The 20,737-nt window shown below is 39.9% G+C and carries 14 protein-coding genes; 7 read left to right on the top strand and 7 right to left on the bottom strand.

The window, feature by feature from the left end; translation table 11 throughout:
* The first annotated feature begins 45 nt into the window (after positions 1–45).
* From R1T16_RS00605 to bglX, 3 genes are all read left to right on the top strand, one after another.
* On the top strand, positions 46–603 hold the full coding sequence (locus R1T16_RS00605; RefSeq protein WP_317499116.1) for a hypothetical protein: 558 nt from the start codon (positions 46–48) through the stop codon (positions 601–603).
* 152 nt (positions 604–755) lie between these two features.
* A complete protein-coding gene (locus tag R1T16_RS00600) occupies positions 756–1,850 on the top strand; it encodes an SGNH/GDSL hydrolase family protein (RefSeq protein WP_317499115.1) in 1,095 nt (364 codons plus the stop codon).
* A 32-nt stretch (positions 1,851–1,882) separates the two neighbouring features.
* Positions 1,883–4,162: a beta-glucosidase BglX gene (gene bglX / locus R1T16_RS00595; protein WP_317499114.1), complete on the top strand. Its 2,280-nt coding sequence runs from the start codon at positions 1,883–1,885 to the stop codon at positions 4,160–4,162.
* Between the two features lie 65 nt (positions 4,163–4,227).
* Here bglX and R1T16_RS00590 read toward each other — a convergent pair whose 3' ends face one another.
* From R1T16_RS00590 to R1T16_RS00560, 7 genes are all read right to left on the bottom strand, one after another.
* Complete coding sequence (locus R1T16_RS00590) at positions 4,228–5,049, bottom strand: hypothetical protein (RefSeq protein WP_317499113.1); 822 nt, start codon at positions 5,047–5,049, stop codon at positions 4,228–4,230.
* A gap of 82 nt (positions 5,050–5,131) precedes the next feature.
* Positions 5,132–6,433 carry a beta-mannanase gene (locus R1T16_RS00585; RefSeq protein ID WP_317499112.1) on the bottom strand — a complete coding sequence of 434 codons (1,302 nt, stop codon included), beginning with the start codon at positions 6,431–6,433 and terminating at the stop codon, positions 5,132–5,134.
* Positions 6,434–6,515: 82 nt separating this feature from the next.
* Entirely contained in the window at positions 6,516–7,757 is a 1,242-nt protein-coding gene (locus tag R1T16_RS00580) for a glycoside hydrolase family 26 protein (protein WP_317499111.1), read from the bottom strand.
* Positions 7,758–7,926: 169 nt separating this feature from the next.
* A complete protein-coding gene (locus R1T16_RS00575) occupies positions 7,927–9,102 on the bottom strand; it encodes an AGE family epimerase/isomerase (RefSeq protein ID WP_317499110.1) in 1,176 nt (391 codons plus the stop codon).
* Positions 9,102–10,298 (bottom strand): glycosidase, encoded by a 1,197-nt coding sequence (locus R1T16_RS00570; RefSeq protein WP_317499109.1) that lies wholly within the window; start codon positions 10,296–10,298, stop codon positions 9,102–9,104. Before R1T16_RS00570 ends, R1T16_RS00575 begins: the two co-directional genes overlap by 1 nt.
* Before the next feature lie 31 nt (positions 10,299–10,329).
* Positions 10,330–12,255, bottom strand: coding sequence for a sodium:solute symporter family protein (locus R1T16_RS00565; protein WP_317499108.1), 1,926 nt, complete (start codon positions 12,253–12,255; stop codon positions 10,330–10,332).
* A gap of 20 nt (positions 12,256–12,275) precedes the next feature.
* Positions 12,276–13,418, bottom strand: coding sequence for a glycoside hydrolase family 26 protein (locus tag R1T16_RS00560; protein ID WP_317499107.1), 1,143 nt, complete (start codon positions 13,416–13,418; stop codon positions 12,276–12,278).
* 190 nt (positions 13,419–13,608) lie between these two features.
* On the opposite strand from R1T16_RS00560, the gene R1T16_RS00555 reads away from it, so the two are divergent.
* From R1T16_RS00555 to R1T16_RS00540, 4 genes are all read left to right on the top strand, one after another.
* Positions 13,609–14,484, top strand: coding sequence for an AraC family transcriptional regulator (locus R1T16_RS00555; protein WP_317499106.1), 876 nt, complete (start codon positions 13,609–13,611; stop codon positions 14,482–14,484).
* 297 nt (positions 14,485–14,781) lie between these two features.
* Complete coding sequence (locus R1T16_RS00550; RefSeq protein ID WP_317499105.1) at positions 14,782–17,982, top strand: TonB-dependent receptor; 3,201 nt, start codon at positions 14,782–14,784, stop codon at positions 17,980–17,982.
* Between the two features lie 12 nt (positions 17,983–17,994).
* Positions 17,995–19,596 carry a RagB/SusD family nutrient uptake outer membrane protein gene (locus R1T16_RS00545; protein WP_317499104.1) on the top strand — a complete coding sequence of 534 codons (1,602 nt, stop codon included), beginning with the start codon at positions 17,995–17,997 and terminating at the stop codon, positions 19,594–19,596.
* Between the two features lie 7 nt (positions 19,597–19,603).
* Positions 19,604–20,629, top strand: a complete 1,026-nt coding sequence (locus R1T16_RS00540; protein ID WP_317499103.1) for an IPT/TIG domain-containing protein — start codon at positions 19,604–19,606, stop codon at positions 20,627–20,629.
* Positions 20,630–20,737 lie beyond the last annotated feature (108 nt).

The following is a 20,737-nucleotide window of genomic DNA, read 5'->3' as shown; positions in this document are numbered from 1 at the left end:
ACTAAATTAAATCATATCTTCGTTGACATAAAAAATCATTCAGTTATGAAGTACCTGATAGTATCATTTATACTTATCTGCAATGTATGCCTGGCACAAAAGCCTGCATCAAAAACTAAAAAAACGTCAACTGCTGCAAAACCGGCTGCTGCACCACAAAAAAAAGTTTCAGAGTGGGACGAACTTGATAAAACGTTTATTGCTTTCGTAGCCGCGTTAGAAAATAAAGATAAAGCTGCTTATACTGCGCTTTCGCTTAAACAGGTAGATTGTGCAGAATGCCCGGGCGGCGGAGAGCAGGGTTCGTACAGCCATTTTGTACCTGCCGAGGTATTCTATATTACAGTCGCTGAAGATTTTAAGAAATCGCCTGTATACAAAGCATTGGCAAAAAGAGGCTATGCCTTTAACACAATGGTACTTAAAGATTTCAAGCTATCGTTCCTCCCAAAAGATACATCGAACGATTTAAAAGTATACGAGGTGTGGGTACAAACCTATAAGCCGGACGAATTGTCTAAAGGGCATATAGGCACAAACCACGCGTTCCAGTTCGTTAAAGTAAACGGATCATTTAAGTTCTTCGGGCTTACATCTCAGTAATCAAAAAGCTGTCTTTAAATAGGCAGCTTTTTTTTGCTTTACGGGTAAATGATACATTAATCAGTACTCGAAATCTACACATATTTTGACATTTTAGTACAAGCCTAAAAATAGTTTATTGCTTATTTTTACGGTTTAAACACTTCCTAATTATGCGTATTAAGCAAAATATGATAATCTTTTTTATCACATCTATTTTATCCTACACCTGTACTACTGATCTTCATACGAAAGACAAAGATATATTTCAAACTGCCGGCAGGATAGAAAAGTCAGACAATAACTCCATTATACTCATAGGTTCTGCATCGTCAGTTACCTTTGGCTTTAAGGGAAGGGAATGTACCGTAAACCTAAAGGCAAGCGACACTTATGTACACCATAATTATGCTGTTGTAGAAGTAGATGGTATTTATCACGGAAGAGAAAAGATACAGCCGGACGGAACTCCTGTAAACATTAAAGTTAAGGGCGCAGGGGAACACATCATAACTATTTATAAAGCCACAGAAGCGGCTAACGGCAATCTTATTTTTACGGGCGCAAAGGGAAATTTGTTTAAGGCAAAACTTCAGCCTAAAAAGAAGATTGAATTCATAGGCGACTCCATAACCTGTGGCATGGGAAATGACATTAAAGCGATTCCATGCGATACCGGGCTTTGGTTTGACCAGCACAATGCTTATTATTCTTATGCCCCTATTGCGGCAAGAACTTTAAATGCAGATTTTGTCCTGAGTTCTGTATCGGGCATAGGCATGTACCGTAACTGGAACGATGAGCATGATAAAGAGGCCATTATGCCTGATGTTTACCAAAATCTGTACCTGAACAAGGACAACAGCAAGCCGTATGCTTTTGGATTCAATCCCGACATTACCTGCATTGCCTTAGGTACCAATGATTTTTCTGAAGGCGACCACAAAAAGGAAAGGCTGCCTTTTAATGAAGATAAGTATGTAGCCAACTATGTGAACTTTATAAAAACTGTATACAGGCATTCGCCAAAAACACAAATAGTGCTTCTTGACAGCCCGATGGTAAACGGCGAAAAAAGTAAAACGTTTGCCGAATGCCTTAACAAAATTAAGGAGACGATAAACAGCCAAAAGCCCCATAAGCCGGTAAGCGTATTCATTTTTAAGGAAGTTACACCCCATGGCTGCGGCTATCATCCGGAAATTGAAGATGATAAACTAATGGCTTCGCAGCTGGCTCCCTACTTACAGACACTTCTCAAAAAGTAACCAGCCAGGAATACCTGCGGAAATAAAACTCAATGAAACAAACTCAAAAACTTTTGCTGCTTGCACTGTTTTCGTTAGGAACGGCTCAGGCGCAGAAAAAGAAAACCATGGACAAAAAACAGGAAATTGAACAAAAAGTAACACAGTTAATGGCCAAAATGACACTTGAAGAAAAAGTGGGCCAGATGAATCAATATAACGGATTTTGGGACGTAACAGGCCCCTCCCCTAAAGAAGGCAATGCCGCCACAAAGTATGAACACCTGCGTAAAGGCTGGGTAGGTTCAATGCTTACCGTTAGAGGTGTTGAACAGGTGCGTGCTGTTCAAAAGATAGCTGTTGAAGAAACCCGTCTTGGCATACCGCTAATCATAGGTTTTGACGTAATACACGGATACAAGACCTTGAGCCCAATTCCACTGGCTGAAGCTGCAAGCTGGGACATGGATGCTATTAAAAAATCGGCACAGGTAGCGGCTGACGAAGCTTCGGCATCAGGCATCAACTGGACATTTGGCCCTAACGTAGATATTAGCCGCGATGCCCGCTGGGGCCGCGTTATGGAAGGTGCAGGCGAAGATCCTTACCTTGGCAGCAAAGTTGCTACAGCAAGGGTTAAGGGCTTTCAGGGCGATGATCTTTCTGCACCAAACACTATTGCAGCCTGTGCAAAACATTTTGCTGGATATGGTTTCTCTGAATCAGGAAGGGACTATAATACCGTAGATATCGGCAATGCAACCTTATACAACACGGTACTGCCGCCATTTAAAGCAGCAAACGAGGCCGGGGTAAGAACCTTTATGAATTCGTTTAATATACTTAACGGTGTACCTGCCACGGGCAATAGTTTCCTGCAACGGGATATCCTTAAGGGCAAGTGGGGCTTTGACGGTTTTGTAATTACAGACTGGGCTTCCATCCGCGAAATGATTGCACATGGTTATGCTAAAGACGGTGCCGAAGCAACCCTTAAAGCGGTTACAGCAGGCGCCGATATGGATATGGAATCGCACCTTTATGTGGTTGAGCTCGTAAAGCTTGTAAATGAAGGCAAGGTAGACATTAAACTTATTGATGATGCTGTAAGAAGAATACTAAGGGTTAAATATGAACTTGGACTGTTTGACGACCCTTACCGATACTGCAACGAAAAAAGAGAAAAAGAAGTGATAAACAGTAAGGCCAATCATGAGGCCGTACTGGATATGGCAAAAAAATCTATTGTTCTTTTAAAGAACGACAAGCAGCTTTTACCGTTAAAGAAAACCGGACAAAAGATAGCCCTGATAGGTGCTTTGGCAAACGACAAGAACAGCCCGCTGGGAAGCTGGAGAATTGCATCTGATGATAATACGGCGGTATCTGTGCTGGAAGGTATGCAGCAATACAAAGGCAATACCCTTACGTTTGAAAAAGGTGCCGACCTTACCAATGGCAAAACAACTTTCTTAGACGAAATTGTATTTAATACAACTGATAAAAGCGGATTTGAAGCAGCTAAAAAAGCGGCTGCATCTGCCGATGTTGTTGTAATGGTATTGGGCGAACACGGTTTTCAGAGTGGCGAAGGCCGCAGCCGTACCGACCTGAACCTGCCTGGACTTCAGCAGGAACTTTTAGAAGAGATATACACCGTGAACCCAAACATAGTTTTGGTACTTAACAACGGTCGCCCGCTGGCATTGCCATGGGCAGCTGAGCATATCCCCGCAATTGTTGAGGCATGGCATCTCGGTACCGAAACAGGCAATGCAGTAGCGCAGGTGCTTTACGGCGATTATAACCCGAGCGGCAAATTACCAATGAGCTTTCCGCGTAATGTAGGACAGGTGCCTATTTACTACAACCAGCATAATACCGGCAGGCCAACAAACAGTGACAATAATGTATTCTGGTCACATTACAGCGATGTGGAGAAAACGCCTCAGTTTGTCTTTGGCCATGGGTTAAGCTACACCACCTTTAAATACAGCGCACCAAAATTGGATAAAAAGGCATACGCTAAAGGTGAAGCAATAAAAATATCTGTTGATATAACTAATACCGGAAACTACGATGGTAAAGAAGTTGCCCAGTTATATATAAGGGACATTGCTGCAAGCCTGTCGCGTCCTGTAAAAGAACTTAAAGGTTTTGAATTAATCAACCTTAAAAAAGGTGAAACAAGGACTGTAACCTTTACACTTACCGATAAAGAACTTGGGTTTTATAACAATGACGGAGAATACCTTGTAGAACCGGGAATATTCAAAGTGTTTACAGGTACAAACTCTGAAAATGTTCAGGAGACTGAGTTTGAAATAAAATAAAATCACTTTATAGCAAAAACGACCGCTCAATGAGCGGTCGTTTTGTATTATATAACCATAACAGTTTATTTTGCCGGAGCGATAGTGCATGTAAGTGCAGACACAGTATTAGCTTTTATAGTAAGCGTTATGCCGTTTGTATCAAATCCCATTTGCATATTCATATCTACATCCTGCTTTACAATAAAGTTATTTTCAATGTCGTGTACCACTTTACCCGTTCCCGTTCCTGTACCTTTAATCTCCTGTTCGTTAACAACAGAATCTATAGTATACACATGGCTAACATCAAAATAAGCTTTTTTGGCTTCTACCTTTATTAGTTTGTAGGTAGCCTTATCGCTCATTTTAAGTGTTGCTGGTCCCATAGGAAGACTTAGCGGCGTGTCTATAACAAATGTTTCACCCACCTTTACTTTTCTTTCAGGTATAGTAACCTGCGCCATAGTTGCCTGCATACTTTTTAAGAATATATCTTTAGTCGCTGCATCCATTCCTGGAGCATCAATAGATTCAAAAACCGGCATCCCATCCTGTTTCACCTTTCCGTGAATAACCGTGTTATCTGGAATTATTTTATCCTCAGCACCTGAATCTATAGATAACTTCATGGTAATTGGCATTTCTGCTGCTGCCAGTTTTCCTGTGGTCATAACACCGGTGGTATTGGTCTTATTTTCCGTTGTAGTAGGATTTTCTATACCCTGAGCAGTCAGCATTTCCAATATTTCGGCAGGCGCTTTATAAGAAACTTCATTCTTAGTAGTTTGAAGATTACTCTGCGTGTAAACAGTAGATGGTTTATAGTTTACCTTAAAAGTAATGGTCTGGGCAAATGCTGTAAGTGCAAATGAAGACACAAACAGTGATAAAGCAATTTTTTTCATTTTATAAATTTTGAAGTCCAAAGATACAGTATTTAAATTTTTGGTGATAGCCACCATTAAAAAAGAGCCTTTCGGCTCTCTCTTATTTTCGTATTTTCCTGTTATACTCTTTTACAAGTTTCAGTGTTGATGTATCCGTACTAAAAACAGAGTTCAGCCCCTGTGGCTCCTGTGGTGGATCGGCGGTAAAGTCATCTCCTTTTTTCCATTTGCCGTCGTCAGGATTATTTTTTCCACTTCCGCCATAACCCCAAAAATTAAGGGCTGCAAAAGCTTCCTTATTCTTAACACTCTTTTCCAGTCTTTCAAAAATAGCTTCATAAAAAGCATCCCTATCTGCAGTAAAGGTTTTCTTAGAAAGGCTCTCCCCTTCCCTTGGCAGTCCAAATTCTTCCAGTACGATAGGTTTATCCAGCCTTTGGGCAACAGCAATGTGCTCATCGATGTAAGCAACGGTTCTTGTTATTGATGCCGGAAGCGTTGCCGCAGGATTATCGTGTTTGTACCAACCCCAGTTCTTAGGCCAGATGTGCATTGTTAAATAGTCAATCTTAGGGTTGTTGTGCGTACGCTCAAAAATAGCGGTATCGTCTGCGGAACCGGCTTTACCTTCTGAACCTGTACAAATCAGGTGCTTTTTATCAAGATCGTCTATCACATCTACAACACCATTAAGCCATTTGGTAAAAGCCTCTTCATTATCTGCCGTAAATACACGTGGCTCATTGGCAACCTGCCATGCCATAATAGTAGTATCTTCAGTATATTTCTTATTCGAATAGGCATTGGTACGGCCCAAAATATACTTTATATGATTGTTGAAAGCCTCGATACAAGGTTCGCATTTATGAAATTGCTTTGTGTATTCCATAAACTGAGGCCATGTGTTAGGCTTTATATTAGGGTTAGGCAGCGGCCCGTAACCATTCCATTCCAGGTACTGCGACATACCGCCACTCCACTCCCAGTTGTTATTAAGGTACAGCACAGCATACATACCGCGTTTGCTCATTTCGCTTATCAGATAATCCAGTCCGTCAAGAAGGTTTTGATTATACTCACTCTGTTTAGGCTGCAAGGCAGGTGTAACAGTGAAATCCTGTTCACCTCCTTCTGCCCCTACAAGGATTCGCAAGTTGTCTACACCATCGGCTTTAAGCATATCAAGTTCCTGCGCGAGGCGCTTGCGGTCTCCCACGTCTTTAGAAGCCAAAAGTGCCCCATACCAGTAATTTGTACCTATATAATGATACGGCTTACCGCCTTTATAAAATTCAGTTCCTTTTACGGTAATAAGCGGCTGATCCAGCTGTTTTTGTGCAATACACGATACAGATGCCTGAAGTGCCATTGCGATACCTAATGTCTTTAAAATAGTTTTCATGATACAGAAATATACCCCGTTTTAAAAGACGGGGTATATAATTTATTTATAATTGATTTAGTTGGTTCATCTTTATTAGTTCCTATGGAAGAACATACATTGAATTAGGAATGTTATTTTGCAATACAGATTCCGGTTTAAGCGTAAAATTTATAAAATCCTGAGTATTTGACTGCCCGGCAGGCGGAACATAATAGCCATCCTGATTGTTGTTCCAAAACATTACAAATGCAATCTGAAGATCATTTACCGTCATTGCATTATATATATTATTAGAGAAAAATCCGGATATAGGACTTGTACCCGCTGTAACTCTGAAACCTGTTTCGGTCATCGCAGCTATCTTTACTCTTTCGATAGCAAGGTCAGATATCATTTTAAGTTTTGTATTTGCAGTACCTACTCCAGAACTGCTCCCTGTACTGAAATCACCATAATTATCTATGCCCAATACATCTACATAATCATCGCCGGGATAACGGCTAAGATATTGTGATGAAGTAGTATAGCTATTGTCTGGGGAAAATGCATACAGGATATTGTGGACACCTTTAGTATTACGGAGATATTCTACAATAAACTGATATCCCTGTTTATATTCGTCTGGCGTACAGTAAGCAGCACCCCACCAAAACCAACTGCCGTCAAATTCATGAAACGGCCTGAAGATGATTGGGATCAGTTTTCCATCTGAACCTATAAGGTTGCTTACCACGTGGGCAATCTTATCAAGTTTCAGCTTAAAAAGTTCATGATTTTCGCCACCAGGCAGTATGCTCTTAAAAGCGTTTGCCTTTTGTAAAGGGTCTGTAATATCTGCTGCATAAAAAGTATCCTGATTGTAAGGCTCCCTTAAATGCCAGCAGAAAACATTAACCATTCCTTTATCGTAAGCAGCTTTTACATCGGCAACAATTTTTTGTTCCTGCTGGTAAAACCAATTGTCAGGCTGGTTATTATTGGCCTTATCGGTTATGAACATAAAATCTGAACCTAAAAGTGCAGGGTCATTTCCCGTCGATTTTTTGATATCAGAATCTCCGCCTGCATTATCATAAAAACTATTGAAGGCATCCTGCTGCCCTATAAGATAATTGGTTTTAGATAATCGCTTAAGTTTATAAAACAAAGCAGCCGTTTCGTCTGTTGCGTTTGGATCAGTAATAAACGTGCGTACATTGGCTGTTGTAAGCCCATCCTGGTCTACAGAATTTGGCTCCGGAAAAACACGTGGTTTTTCTGTGTTGTTATCATCAGAAGATGAACAGCTCACACCTGCAAACATACTTATTACAAAAGCCGCTAACAATAATTTTCTTTTCATGATTGGGAAATTCGTTACTCTTTTCCGTCTAAAATAAACTCAAAAGCTATAAATATAGCCTAGGAATACTAAGCTGCTCCAGTAGGAAAGGATACTGTAAATTACAGTTTCAAACGTTTTCGAACAACTCTTTTTTTGTCAAAAAGCCATACTATTTTGCAGCCTTTTTTTATTGGAGTCTTTTAATGAGTTCAATACAGGCCCTTGAGTTATGGTAAGGACATTTCCAGAATCCGGCTTTGTCTTTTTCTATCCTGGAATAATCTGCATTTATACCCCATACCCATTCACCATGCTTTTTATCAAGGATATACTGCTTCACAAATTTCCAGTTCGCCAATGCAGCATCATAATACTTGTTATCTCCTGTAAGCTGCCATGCGTTTATCATTCCTATAAGCAATTCAGATTGCGGCCACCAGTGCTTTTCGTCTACTAAATTTTTCTCCTGCGGATCATATTCATACCAAAGTCCGCCATCTTTATCAATACCCTCAAAGGTGGCATCTGTCATTAACACAGCATACCTTTTATAAATATCTATAAGGGCTTTGTCTTGAATAACTTCGGCGCACCATTGCAATAGCCAAGCTGCTTCAATGTCATGACCATACGAAACCACATCGGGCTTTTCTACCCATTCTTCGTTAAAGAACAAATGGAGATGACCCGTTTCAGCGTTTATGAAATAGTTATTTATGGTATTAAGCAGTTCGATAATCTTATTTTTCAGGCTTTCGTCTCTCCAAACCCTGTAAAGGTTGGCATACCCTTCTACTATATGCAGATGTGTATTCATCGTCTTTTTTTCGTTGGCGTCCTTATCACTAAGGCGAAGGTCTTCGATAGGCTGCCACGTTTGCGTAAATGCTTCAAAATAACCTTGATGAAGAGAATCATAACTGTACTTTTCAATAGAACCAAATAGCTTAATCGCTAAATCTAAAGCTTCTTTGTCATTTGAAACGGCATAATATTCAGATAATCCGTAAATAGTAAATGCCAGTGCATAAATCTGGTTTTTGGTATCCTTCGGTTTACCATCATGCGTGATGCTCCAATATATACCTTTATTTTCAGCATCATAAAAATAATCACGAATATATTCGAAAGCCCTATTTGCTAATTGCAAATGAAGCTCATTTTTACTGACAGGATAAGAAGCCGAAAATGCCCATAAAATACGGGCATTTAACACGGAGCCTTTTTCGGCCTGGAAATCTTTAGTGTCAGCGAAGTCTATTGTACCTACGAAACCGCCATTTTTATTGTCTACGGCATTACTACTCCAGTAATCAAGAATAGACAGCAGTTCACGGTGCATTTCTCCTTTAAGGTTTGTCATTATAGTAACTTGCTGTTATTGTCAACTAATTTTATAATTGTGTTTACAGACCCGGCAGAAGTTAATGTGTCTTCTGGCGAATTGATAACATAATCTGTAAGCTTATCTATAGTAGATACAGCTACATGCATACGTGTATCTGAAGAGGCATAATATACATATACCGTTCCGTCTTCATCAGCAATCCAGCCGTTAGAGAACAATACGTTAGATACATCTCCCACCCTTTCTTCATTCTCCGGAGCCATAAAATACCCTGCCGGAGTATGTGTAACTTTCCCTATATCATTAAGGTCTGTCATGAACATATATAATGTATAACGAAGTCCGGCCGCTGTGTTACGTACACCATGTGCAAGGTGAAGCCATCCTTTAGAAGTTTTTATAGGTGCGGGTCCAAGACCGTTCTTTAATTCATATATAGTATGGTATATCTTCCCGAAAATGATCTTCTCATTTTCTACTACCGGGTTTTCCATGTCGTCGATATAACCAAGGCCTACTCCGCCGCCGCTGCCCACATCAATAAAACCATCCTGCGGACGCGTGTACAGTGCATATTTACCGTTTACAAACTCAGGGTGTATAACAACGTTACGCTGTTGTCCTGTATTTGAAATAAGGTCGGGAAGCCTCTCAAAATTCACAAGGTCTTTAGTACGCACAATTCCCGCATTGGCAATAGCAGCGCTCGTATCTCCTGCCGGAGCATTAGGGTCTTTTCTTTCGGTACAGAAAATACCGTAGATCCAACCATCTTCGTGCAGTGTAAGCCTCATGTCATATACGTTAGTATCATGGTCTTTCAATTGAGGTATTACACATGGCTTATCCCAAAACTGAAAGTTATCTATACCGTTAGGGCTTTCGGCAATGGCAAAGAAAGATTTTCTGTCTACGCCTTCTACACGCACACACATAATATACCTGCCATTCCATTTTATAGCTCCTGCATTAAATGCTGCATTAATGCCTATACGCTCCATGCCATGCGGATTTGTAGCTGCATTAAGATCATACCTCCAGGTAACAGGCGCATGTGCAGCCGTAACTACAGGGTTCTTATATCGTGTATAAACACCGTTGCTTTCTGCTGCAGGTTCGTTTTTCTTTTCAATAAGCTGCTGGTGCTGCTTTACAAGCACATCATAATTAGATATTCTTGTAAGCTCGTTAGCAATTAGATCATTACCCATCTCAATATAAAATCTTTAATTTGTATTTTTTTTAATAATCAGTTAGCCTGTTCCACCAGGTTTTTTTCATTGTTGCAAATATTACTGTCAATAGTACCAGTACTATCCCAAATCCAGTCCATTTGGACAGGATGAAGTACATAGGCAATAGCGTAAGCAGTATTTGGCCGGCAATACCCATGGCTACGTTTGCCATGTTGATGCCAAAGTTTTTATTCCTTTCAATTGTTGGGTCTTCCGCCTGAAGCATTTCGCGTACCGGTTTCCAGAATCCCCAAGGGCGTACATCTTTATAGAATGTCTTAAGCGTTGCGTCATCCGTTGGCGGTGCTGCATACGATCCCAGTATACAGGCAATAAGCTGGATCACTATAAATACAGGGAAAAAATACAACATACGTGTACCATCAAAATAAGTAGTAACCCCTGTAACAGAAAGCGCCGGAGGAATAGCACTAGCTGCAATACCGGCAAACATTCCCCAAAAGAAACCATTGGCATTGAAGCGCCACCAATACCATTTTAAAACGTTGGCACATACAAAACCTCCATATAAACCGGCAGTTATGATATTGAATATCATATTTACATCTTTAATAAAAAGACCTAGGCCTACACCAAGTACAACCATAACAGCACCTGACAGGTAGCCCATATTGATGATTTGTTTTCTGTCGGCTTCCGGTTTAAAGTATTTAAGGTAAATATCATTAACTATATACGCCTGTCCTGCATTTAGTGTTCCTGAAAAGTTACTCATAAATGCCCCTAAGAAACCAGCAAGTACAAGCCCTACAAGTCCTACTGGAAGGTATTTATTAATTACGGCAGGCATGATGCTTTCAAAATTTACACCGTCGGCAGTATGGCTTAAAGACAAATCTTTAAAGTAAAGCACCCCAAGGATACAAAGACCCATTGTCATAAAATAGCGTATAGGCAATAGTATGATAGAAATAAATCCGCTCATTTTACTGGCTTCTTCAGGCGATTTTGTACTTAATATCTTTTGGCAGTCGTAGTTAGGTGCAGGCCCGGCAAGGCTTTTAAGTACTCCCGAGAAGAACATCATAGCCACTACAGCCGAGAACAATTTATAACCGTCCTTTTCCAATTTAACCTGTGCATCAGCAAGTATATTCTGCCAGTCAAGGCCAAGTTCTGCGCCAAATAGCGGACTGTCCCACCCCATTGGCATTTTATCAGTAAATATAATTCCCGAATCGGCAAGGTGAACCATCGCGATGGTACCTACAAAAATGGAACACACTATCATGATCATGTATTTTATAAAATCGGCAAGCACAATACCATGCATACCACCCACTATACTGTAAAATGTAGCGACAAGGCAGATACTTACGCCATAAAACTGTGCAGTAGCGTGTTTTGCAGCATATAATGCCGTAGTATATTCAGCCGAACCGGAAGCATACTGATCTAAATTCTTGTCTAGAAACGGCACTACTTCTTTAATGCTTTCATATGGAATGAATATCTCTAAAAACTCACCTACACCCACAAATGCATACGCCATATAGCCGATACAAAGCATCAATGCGAACACAACTACAATAGCGTGACTTTGCTTTACACCTTTATCTGTTAGTCCGAAACGCGTGCCCAACCACTCTGCTCCGGTAGTGGCATTACTTCGCCTAAGCCATTTGCTCAGGAATACCATTAGGAACACCTGATTGAATACAGGCCACATCCACGGTATCCACACACTTTTGAATCCGTATAAAAAGGCCATGCTTACCAAAAGCATCGTGCCGCTGATGTCAAACATATCGCTGGCATCGCTAAGCCCAAGCATATACCACGGCAGTTTTTTTCCACCTAAAAGGTAGCTGTCCTTACTTCGCTTGGCGCGGTTTTTCATAATGATCCCTATTATGATCATCATCACAAAATAAAGGGCAATAATTGTTAGGTCAATGGCGGTTAGTCTCATATAATGATTGGCGATAAGCCCTATTTGTATAATTTTAATTTGGTTACTTCTTTCTGGAACAGCGTGTTGCCCTTGTTGTAAAATTTAACAAAATCGTCGGCAGACTGCTGTCCTTTGTAAGGTGCATAATAGTGCATGCGTGGTGGTGTCATGCCCTCGTTCCATCCATGATTTCTCCACAGTAAAACATATGATATTTTTTTGTCACCTATGGCCTCAGTTAACGTTCCTGTCCACCATTTGCTATCAGGAACAGCTTCGTAACCTGTTTCTGCAATTGCTGCAAGCTTATTATGATCTTTTGCAACCTTATCTATAATGGCAACAAGCCTTTTAGTATCATTTACAAACTTTACCTGCTTTTCTCCGCTGCCCCCCTGGTAAATATCAAAACTTACGATATCCACCCATTCATCACCGGGATAATACTCCATAAAATCAGCTTCAGTTTGTACATTACTGTCAGAAGTATTATAAACATATATAAGGTTATGCACCCCTTTACTCTCAAAATACTCTACCGTAAATTTCCAAAGAGCTTTAAACTGTTCGGGAGTAGTAGTATTTTTGCACCACCAGAACCAGTTTCCTGTAAATTCATGAAAAGGGCGATACAAGACTGGCACCAATTTTCCGTCACTCCCTTTTAAAGTAAGCAGGTATTGCGCCGCGTTATCCATCCATCCTTTAAATTTTTCGTGATGAGCACCACCCGGCAAAATAGACGCTACGGTACCTTCAGGGTTATCCCATGCATTTTTGCCACTTAGCGGATTGTCAGAGTGCCAGCTGAACGTATTTACACCTCCCCTGTCATAGACCTGCCTTACGAAATCGGTCTGTTTATCAAACGGAATTCCGTCTATCTGCTTTTCAGCTTTATTCTCAATACCTCCAAGGTCCCATCCGTAAACAGCAGGATAATCTCCGGTAACATCTTTTATGTCACTCCTGCCTTCTTCATATTTCCATTCAACTCCATAGGCAAGCGCATCCTGATGCCCGAACATATACCCCTTTTCTTTTGCCTTGAAGAGGTTTTTATAGAGGGCTACCGTTTCTTTGGTCGCTTTTTTATCTATCGGACTGCCGGCAACCTGAGAAGTACTCTTACAGGAAATTGTAAGAGAAATGGCCAGCATAACAGCGATTTTGTTTTTCATGTATTTGTATATCAGCTTAAAGATGATTCGCAATGTATTGACGAATTCATAATTAATTTTATTTATTATTTACAACAACGCAATTTTAAAAGCGGTTTTTTGATAATGCCAAAGATAAATTTCATCATAAATTTAAGTTAATATTATTTTATCAATATTATATCATATAATTGCAAATAAAATATCAGATATGGACAACCAGAAATTTCACAGGGAAATTCCACCTTTAACAAAGGGCGACAGCTTCCTGGTTTTCGATCGTTTAAAGGATACTTTCGACTTCCCTCTGCACTACCATCCGGAGTTTGAAATAAACTTTATCCTTAACGGAAAAGGCGTAAAAAGAATCGTGGGCGATCACATTGAAGAAATAGATGATGTTGAGCTTGTACTTGTAGGTCCTAACCTGTATCATGGCTGGGAACTGCACAGATGCAAAAACAAAGGCATTCACGAAATCACCATACAGTTTCACAATGATCTGTTTAGCGAATCATTGTTGGCCCGCCGTATTATGCAGCCTATAAAAGATATGTTTAACCGTTCTAACCACGGAATACTATTCTCAAAGAAAGTTGGAATGGAACTTGCCGACAGACTGGTTAAAATATCAAAACTTGACGGTATGGATTATTTTCTTGAGATAATATCCATCCTGCACGATATGGCAAATTCTCGAAACCAAAGGCTACTTTCTACCTTCACCGTAGATTATGATACTTTTGAGGATGATGATAAGATGAAACTGGTGTATGAATATATTCAGAAAAATTTCTCCAATAAGATAACACTCGACGATGTATCTGATATTGCAAGCATGAGCCCGGTATCGTTTAACCGTTTTATAAAAAAACGTACCAATAAAACATTTGTAAACTACCTTAACGATATAAGGGTTGGGTATGCTGCGCGATGGCTTGTAGAAAAAGACCTGAGCATTTCTGAAATTGCATTTAAATCAGGGTTTAATAATATCGCTAATTTTAACCGTATTTTTAAGGGCATAAAAAATACGACACCAAGTCTTTATCGTGAAGAATTTTATGGCTTAAAGCGCTTTTTATAAACCCGATTTGATTAAAAAATACAACTGATTTTATAATACTCAACAACTTACAAAAACATTAATTAATTGAAAATCATACATTTAACATATTTAATATTTAGATATATATATTACAGTGTATTATTTACGAAAACGTTAGAGAAAATATTATCGTTAAATGATAAAATAATATTAACAAACGCTTAACATCTCCCATAAATTTGTTTTTGTCAATAAATGAACCTTTAAATTACCGAAAGCGAAATTAAAATGTTTATTTATTATAAAGTCAGTAACTAACCAAACACAAATTTAATTATGGGTAACACTCTACATGACATTGCAAAATGGTATAGCAAAGGCAAAATATTGTCTTTCATGCTGATACTATTTTGTTCTCTGGGCTCCCTTCAGGCTCAAAACAAAGTAACAGGTGTCGTAAAAGACCCTACTGGGTTAACGATTCCGGGGGCGAATGTATCTGTTAAAGGCGGCACAGCGAGTGTAGCTACAAACATTGACGGGGAATATTCTATTGATGTGCCGGAAAACGGAACGTTAATATTCAGCTTCATCGGTTTTACAAGCCAGGAAGTAGCCGTAAAAGGAAAAAAACAAATTAACATTACACTTAAAGAAGATGCTAAAGAGCTTGACGAAGTGGTGGTTATTGGGTACGGTACCCAGAAAAAAGACGATATAAACAGTTCTGTATCATCCATTAAGACAAGAGATATAGAAAACCTTAAGCAAACTACTGTTGACCAAATGCTTCAGGGTAAAGCTGCGGGTGTATCGGTTACAAATAACTCCGGACAACCGGGCAGTGCGGCATCCATACGTGTACGTGGAACAACTTCCATATCAGGAACTAATGAGCCTCTTTATGTAATTGACGGTGTTCCTGTATCAGGGGATGCAACAGGTAAATCAATGAGCGGCAGGCCAATTGCAGGAAATGATTTTTCTTCAAGCGGTGGTGCAGGTAATAATGCTGTTAGCCCGCTTTCTATGATTAACCCTAATGATATCCAGTCGATTGACATTCTTAAGGATGCATCTGCAACGGCAATTTACGGTTCAAGGGGTGCAAATGGTGTAATTATCATCACAACAAAATCGGGTAAAAAAGGAGAAGGTAAAATAGCTTACGAAGGCTATACTTCTGCCGCGACCATTTATAAAAAGCTAGATGTATTGAACCTTAGGGAATATGCACAATGGCAAAAAGACCTTTGGTCAGCTTACGGCTTCAATGCAGAAGATTTCCGTACAGAGTTTCAAAACCCTGAACTATTAGGCAGTGGTACAAACTGGCAGGATGCTGTGTACCAGACTGCTATTGCAAAAAGCCACCAGTTATCATTCTCAGGATCAAAAGAAGGTACATCTTATTACATTTCAGGTGGATTCCTTGATCAGGAAGGTACACTTATAGGGTCAGGATATAAAAGGTACAACCTTCGTGTTAACCTTGATTCTAAAGTTAAAAGCTGGCTAAAAGTAGGTACAACTATGAACGCCGGTATAACTAACGAAAAACTAACAATTAACCAGAGTTTTGGCGGACTTATCAGCAATACGCTTCTTCAGGCGCCGGATATTCCGGTAAGAAATCCTGACGGATCGTTTGCGGGCCCATTAAGCAATGATATGAATGCTACATCTTTTAACCCGGTTGCAGAAGCACTGGTTAGGGATAATAAATTGGTAAGAAAAAACTTTTTAGGTAATATTTATGCCGAAGCAGATCTTCTTCCAGGGTTAAAATACAGGCTTGAAGTAGGCGCTAATGCCGAGTTTAACAACCAAAAAGACTTTATGCCAACTTATAACTGGGGGGTTCAAACCAATACGTCTGCCGACCTTTACCAGAGAGACCAGAACTGGTACTCTATAAACATAAAAAACCTTCTTACCTACGATAAAACCTTTGGTAAGCACAAGTTTACCATACTTGCAGGACAGGAAGCTAACGACAGCCACTGGGAAGGTACATCTATATATGCAACAGGCTTTGCAACAAACACTGTAACTACACCTAACGTTGCCGATCCATCTCAAACAGTAACCTCAGGTTACCAGGGCAGTGCATCTCTTTACTCTTTCTTTGGCCGTGTGATTTACGACTTCGATACACGATACAGTGTGTCAGCTTCCTATAGGGCAGATAAGTCGTCTAAATTTGATTATAAGTCTGACAAGCAATGGGCATATTTCCCAGCAGTTGCAGCTTCATGGAAACTTTCTAACGAGAGTTTTATGGAAGATACACGCGGTTATGTAGACAACATTAAATTCAGGATCGGATATGGTGAGACAGGTAACCAGCAAATTGCAAACAACAGGTACACTGCTACCCTTGGACAGCAGAACTCTGGACTGGGCCCTGGCTTTATGCCGAACCAATATGAAAACCCAAACATTACATGGGAATCTATGAAACAAACGAATTTAGGTTTAGACTTTACATTGTTTGATTCAAGATTATCTGCCAGTTTTGATGTATATACAAAAAAATCAAGCGCTTTCCTTTTCCAGACTCCCCTTCCTGATTATTTAACAGGCGGAGGAGGACAGTATGGCGGTATTGATGCTCCATACTCTAACATTGGAGAAATGCAGAACAGGGGTTACGATATCACTTTAGGTTATAATACTAAAGGAACAGGTAATTTCTCATACAGCTCTACATTAGTGGTTTCTCATTATAAAAATGAGCTTCTTTCTCTTAAAAATGGTTTAAACCTTTTCCAGGATGTAAACATGAACGGCTATCAGCCTTACGTGGTAACAAATACAGAAGTAGGTTCTCCTATAGGTATGTTCTACGGCTATGTGGCAGAAGGCCTTTTCCAGACTACGGACCAGCTAACGAGCTCACCTAACCAGTTTGGTAAAACAAACGGAAGTGCCGAATCAGGCTCTGCACAACTGGGAGATGTGAAATATAAAGATGTTAATGGAGACGGAAAAGTTGATGCTGATGACAGGACTTTCATAGGAAATCCACACCCTAAATTTACTTTTGGTTTTACAAACAACTTCAAGTACAAAAACTGGGATATGTCAGTATTCATGCAGGGATCTTATGGTAACGACGTAATGAACCTTACACGCAGAAACGGTACGTCTAACGCACAGCTTTACCAAAATGGACTTCAGGGCACGCAAAACTTCTGGACTCCTGACAACACAAATACTGATGTGCCGAGAGCTATAAACGGAACAAGCAATAACAACGTACAGATCTCTACACGTTACGTTGAAGACGGATCGTATTTAAGGATCCAAAACCTTACTTTGGGTTATTCTTTACCATCTGACGTGATTTCAAAACTGAAATTATCAAGGGTAAGACTGTATGGCTCAGTACAAAACCTTGCTACCTTTACTAAATACAAAGGCTATGATCCGGAAATTGGTTCTTTTAACCAAAACCAATTATTAACAGGTATCGACAACGGAAGATACCCTTCGCCAAGAACTATTGCAGTAGGTGTTAACATTGAATTTTAAAAAATTTAGAAAATGAAAAGAAGATATATAAATATATTCAGGTTAATGGGGATGATGCTTGCCTTTAGCGCATTGCTATCATCTTGCAGCGAAGAATTTACGCAGAGAGATCCTGAAGATTCGATTACCGCAGACAACTATTATGAGAATAATGCACAGGTTATGGGGGCAACAAGCGGTATGTATTCAAGAACGTGGTTCCAGTTCAGCAACAAGTTCTTTTGGGCAATTGCCGAAGTAGGTTCGGGTAATATGTATACCGGTTCAGGAGACGTAAACGCAATGCGTACCTTCTCTATGAATGGTAGTGATCCGGAGCTTGTGAACGGATGGAGATCGCTATGGGCAAATGTACAACAGGCAAACTTTCTTATCAACAATCTTGAAAGCCGTGTAAGCCCGTCGGTAGATCCGGCAGTAACAAGAAATACAATAGGAGAAGCTTATTTCTTTAGGGCTACCGCTTATTTTTACCTGGTAAGGTTGTGGGGTGCTGTGCCTATCATCGTTAATCCGCTTGATCACATCGATAACCCTGCTATACCAACTAACAGGATAGAAGACATATACACACAAATTCAGAATGATTACCTTAAGGCAATAGAAATGCTTAATGCCAAAACAAGAGGTACTAATTATACTGATAATGGTCGTGTGTCTCAGGGATCTGCCAAGTCAATGCTTGCAAAAGTGTACCTGTACAATAAAAATTATGCAGGCGCTAAACAGCTTGCCCAGGAAGTAATAACCAGTAATGAGTTTAAACTTTTAGGTGGTGCTCAGTTACCGGCAAAATCATTTGGCGACCTGTTTACTTTCCCAAATAATAACAACGAAGAGTCTATATTTGCAATACAGTGGATTGCAGATGGTAATTACGGTTCTGCTAACAACTGCAACACACAGTTTGGTATAAGCACTGCAAACCTTACTACCTCTAATGCTTCTTATGGCGGCGTATTCGGTCCATCACAGGATGTGCTTGATCTTTATGAGGACAACGACTTAAGAAAGCACGAGACTATAATGTTCCCGGGACATACGTATCCTGATATGAAAGTACTTACCAACAGCGGTAAAGATTCTCAAATTGGGTTTACAGTACCGGCTGCCGACCAGATCGGTGGACAAGGCGCGGGAGCAGCGATTAAAAAATATGTTCTTGGTATTGTAAATGGTAACGCGACCGGACCTATAGATGGCTGGAACATGATGGAAAACAATACATATATCATGCGTTACGCCGAACTATTGCTTATTCATGCCGAAGCCAGCCTTGCCGGTGGTACAAGCACATCTGACGCTGCTGCGCTGGACTCTTTTAATGCTGTAAGAAACAGGGCAGGATTATCGAGCGTTACAACTATCACGTTTGATGATATTTTCCTCGAAAGAAGACGTGAACTTTGTTTTGAAGGCGATTTTTGGTTTGATCTTGGAAGACTTCCAAGAGCACAGGCAATAGCAATCATGGCTGCACAAAACAGGGGAAGCATGAATCAGGAAGAACACTTTACACCTTCTGAAAGTGATTTTTATCTTGACTATCCAGATAATGACGTGGCTAAAAATCCACTTTTAAAACAACCTCCGGTTCCATATCAATTTAATTAAAATGATTATGAAAAATTTAAAATCAAATCTTATTACCGGTTTATTGTGCCTGTTCACAATATCGGTTTCACTTGTCTCGTGTAATGATGACGATACTGCATCTGCAGGAGGACCTGTAATTGAAAGCATAAGCCTTGCCCAGAATGATTCTCTTGTAGAATACGGCTTTGCAGACAACATGTATATCATAAGAGGTAAAGGATTCAGCAATACGCAAAAGATCTATTTTAACGAAACTGACACGTATTTTAACTCTAACTTCGTGACTGATAATGTTATTCTTGTAACCATAGACAGGAAAACACCTTATGAGAATGCATCAGACGAATTAAGGATCGTCACGCCAAAAGGTACTGTAACCTACTCGTTTGTTGTTGCGCCTCCTGCTCCGGGTATTCAAAGCTTTAATCCTATTAATGCTTCTCCCGGTGATATAGTTACCATTTCGGGAAGTTATTTCTTAGATCCTGCCGTAGATTTTGGCGGCATACCTGCAGAAGTGGTATCTTCTACAATAGATGAAATAAAAGTTATTATGCCTGAAGGCGCTAATCACAAATACTTAAATGTAACCACGATATCGGGTAAAAATTCTTCATGGGAAGCTGTAGGAACAGCACTTTATGATGATGTATGGTACAATGGCTGGGCAGATGAAGGCGATAACGTTTCTTACATCCCTAGTCTTGACAGCCGTCAGGGAGGTGTGTATATGAAGATTGAAAACGGCGCATGGAGCGGCAAGCAGTTTCATGATGTTGCCTGGTCTACTGTAGATATCTCTGCTTACAAAGGAATACGCTTTTCTATAAGAGGAGAAAAGGTAGGTAAAATTGCTGTAATCATCAACGGAAACTGGAACGATAGCGACTCTATACCAGTAACCATTACTACAGAATGGAAAGATGTAGAGATACCTTTTTCTCAATTCCCTTTTGAAGTAACAGGTTTACAAACACTTGTCATCAAAGAATTTACAGGAACAGCATCTGTATATCACGTAGATGATATAGGCTTTGTGCTTAAAGACTAATTAAAGTATTATAAGTTGTTTTTTGTGTACATTCCCTGAGTAAATTCAGGGAATGTTTTTTCAGTATAGGCTATCGTGCAGCCATTTTTAAACGCCAACTAATCTATT

The organism is Flavobacterium sp. DG1-102-2 (assembly GCF_033042555.1).
GTDB lineage: Bacteria > Bacteroidota > Bacteroidia > Flavobacteriales > Flavobacteriaceae > Flavobacterium.
This window is presented reverse-complemented; position numbering and strand designations above follow the sequence as displayed.

Bases quoted from the DNA above. Each gene is read 5' to 3' on its own strand.
- R1T16_RS00585 (WP_317499112.1), bottom strand. From the start codon at position 6,433: ATGAAAACTATTTTAAAGACATTAGGTATCGCAATGGCACTTCAGGCA.
- bglX (WP_317499114.1), top strand. From the start codon at position 1,883: ATGAAACAAACTCAAAAACTTTTGCTGCTTGCACTGTTTTCGTTAGGA.
- R1T16_RS00575 (WP_317499110.1), bottom strand. From the start codon at position 9,102: ATGACAAACCTTAAAGGAGAAATGCACCGTGAACTGCTGTCTATTCTT.
- R1T16_RS00570 (WP_317499109.1), bottom strand. From the start codon at position 10,298: ATGGGTAATGATCTAATTGCTAACGAGCTTACAAGAATATCTAATTAT.
- R1T16_RS00590 (WP_317499113.1), bottom strand. From the start codon at position 5,049: ATGAAAAAAATTGCTTTATCACTGTTTGTGTCTTCATTTGCACTTACA.
- R1T16_RS00580 (WP_317499111.1), bottom strand. From the start codon at position 7,757: ATGAAAAGAAAATTATTGTTAGCGGCTTTTGTAATAAGTATGTTTGCA.
- R1T16_RS00565 (WP_317499108.1), bottom strand. From the start codon at position 12,255: ATGAGACTAACCGCCATTGACCTAACAATTATTGCCCTTTATTTTGTG.
- R1T16_RS00560 (WP_317499107.1), bottom strand. From the start codon at position 13,418: ATGAAAAACAAAATCGCTGTTATGCTGGCCATTTCTCTTACAATTTCC.
- R1T16_RS00545 (WP_317499104.1), top strand. From the start codon at position 17,995: ATGAAAAGAAGATATATAAATATATTCAGGTTAATGGGGATGATGCTT.
- R1T16_RS00605 (WP_317499116.1), top strand. From the start codon at position 46: ATGAAGTACCTGATAGTATCATTTATACTTATCTGCAATGTATGCCTG.
- R1T16_RS00550 (WP_317499105.1), top strand. From the start codon at position 14,782: ATGGGTAACACTCTACATGACATTGCAAAATGGTATAGCAAAGGCAAA.
- R1T16_RS00600 (WP_317499115.1), top strand. From the start codon at position 756: ATGCGTATTAAGCAAAATATGATAATCTTTTTTATCACATCTATTTTA.
- R1T16_RS00555 (WP_317499106.1), top strand. From the start codon at position 13,609: ATGGACAACCAGAAATTTCACAGGGAAATTCCACCTTTAACAAAGGGC.
- R1T16_RS00540 (WP_317499103.1), top strand. From the start codon at position 19,604: ATGAAAAATTTAAAATCAAATCTTATTACCGGTTTATTGTGCCTGTTC.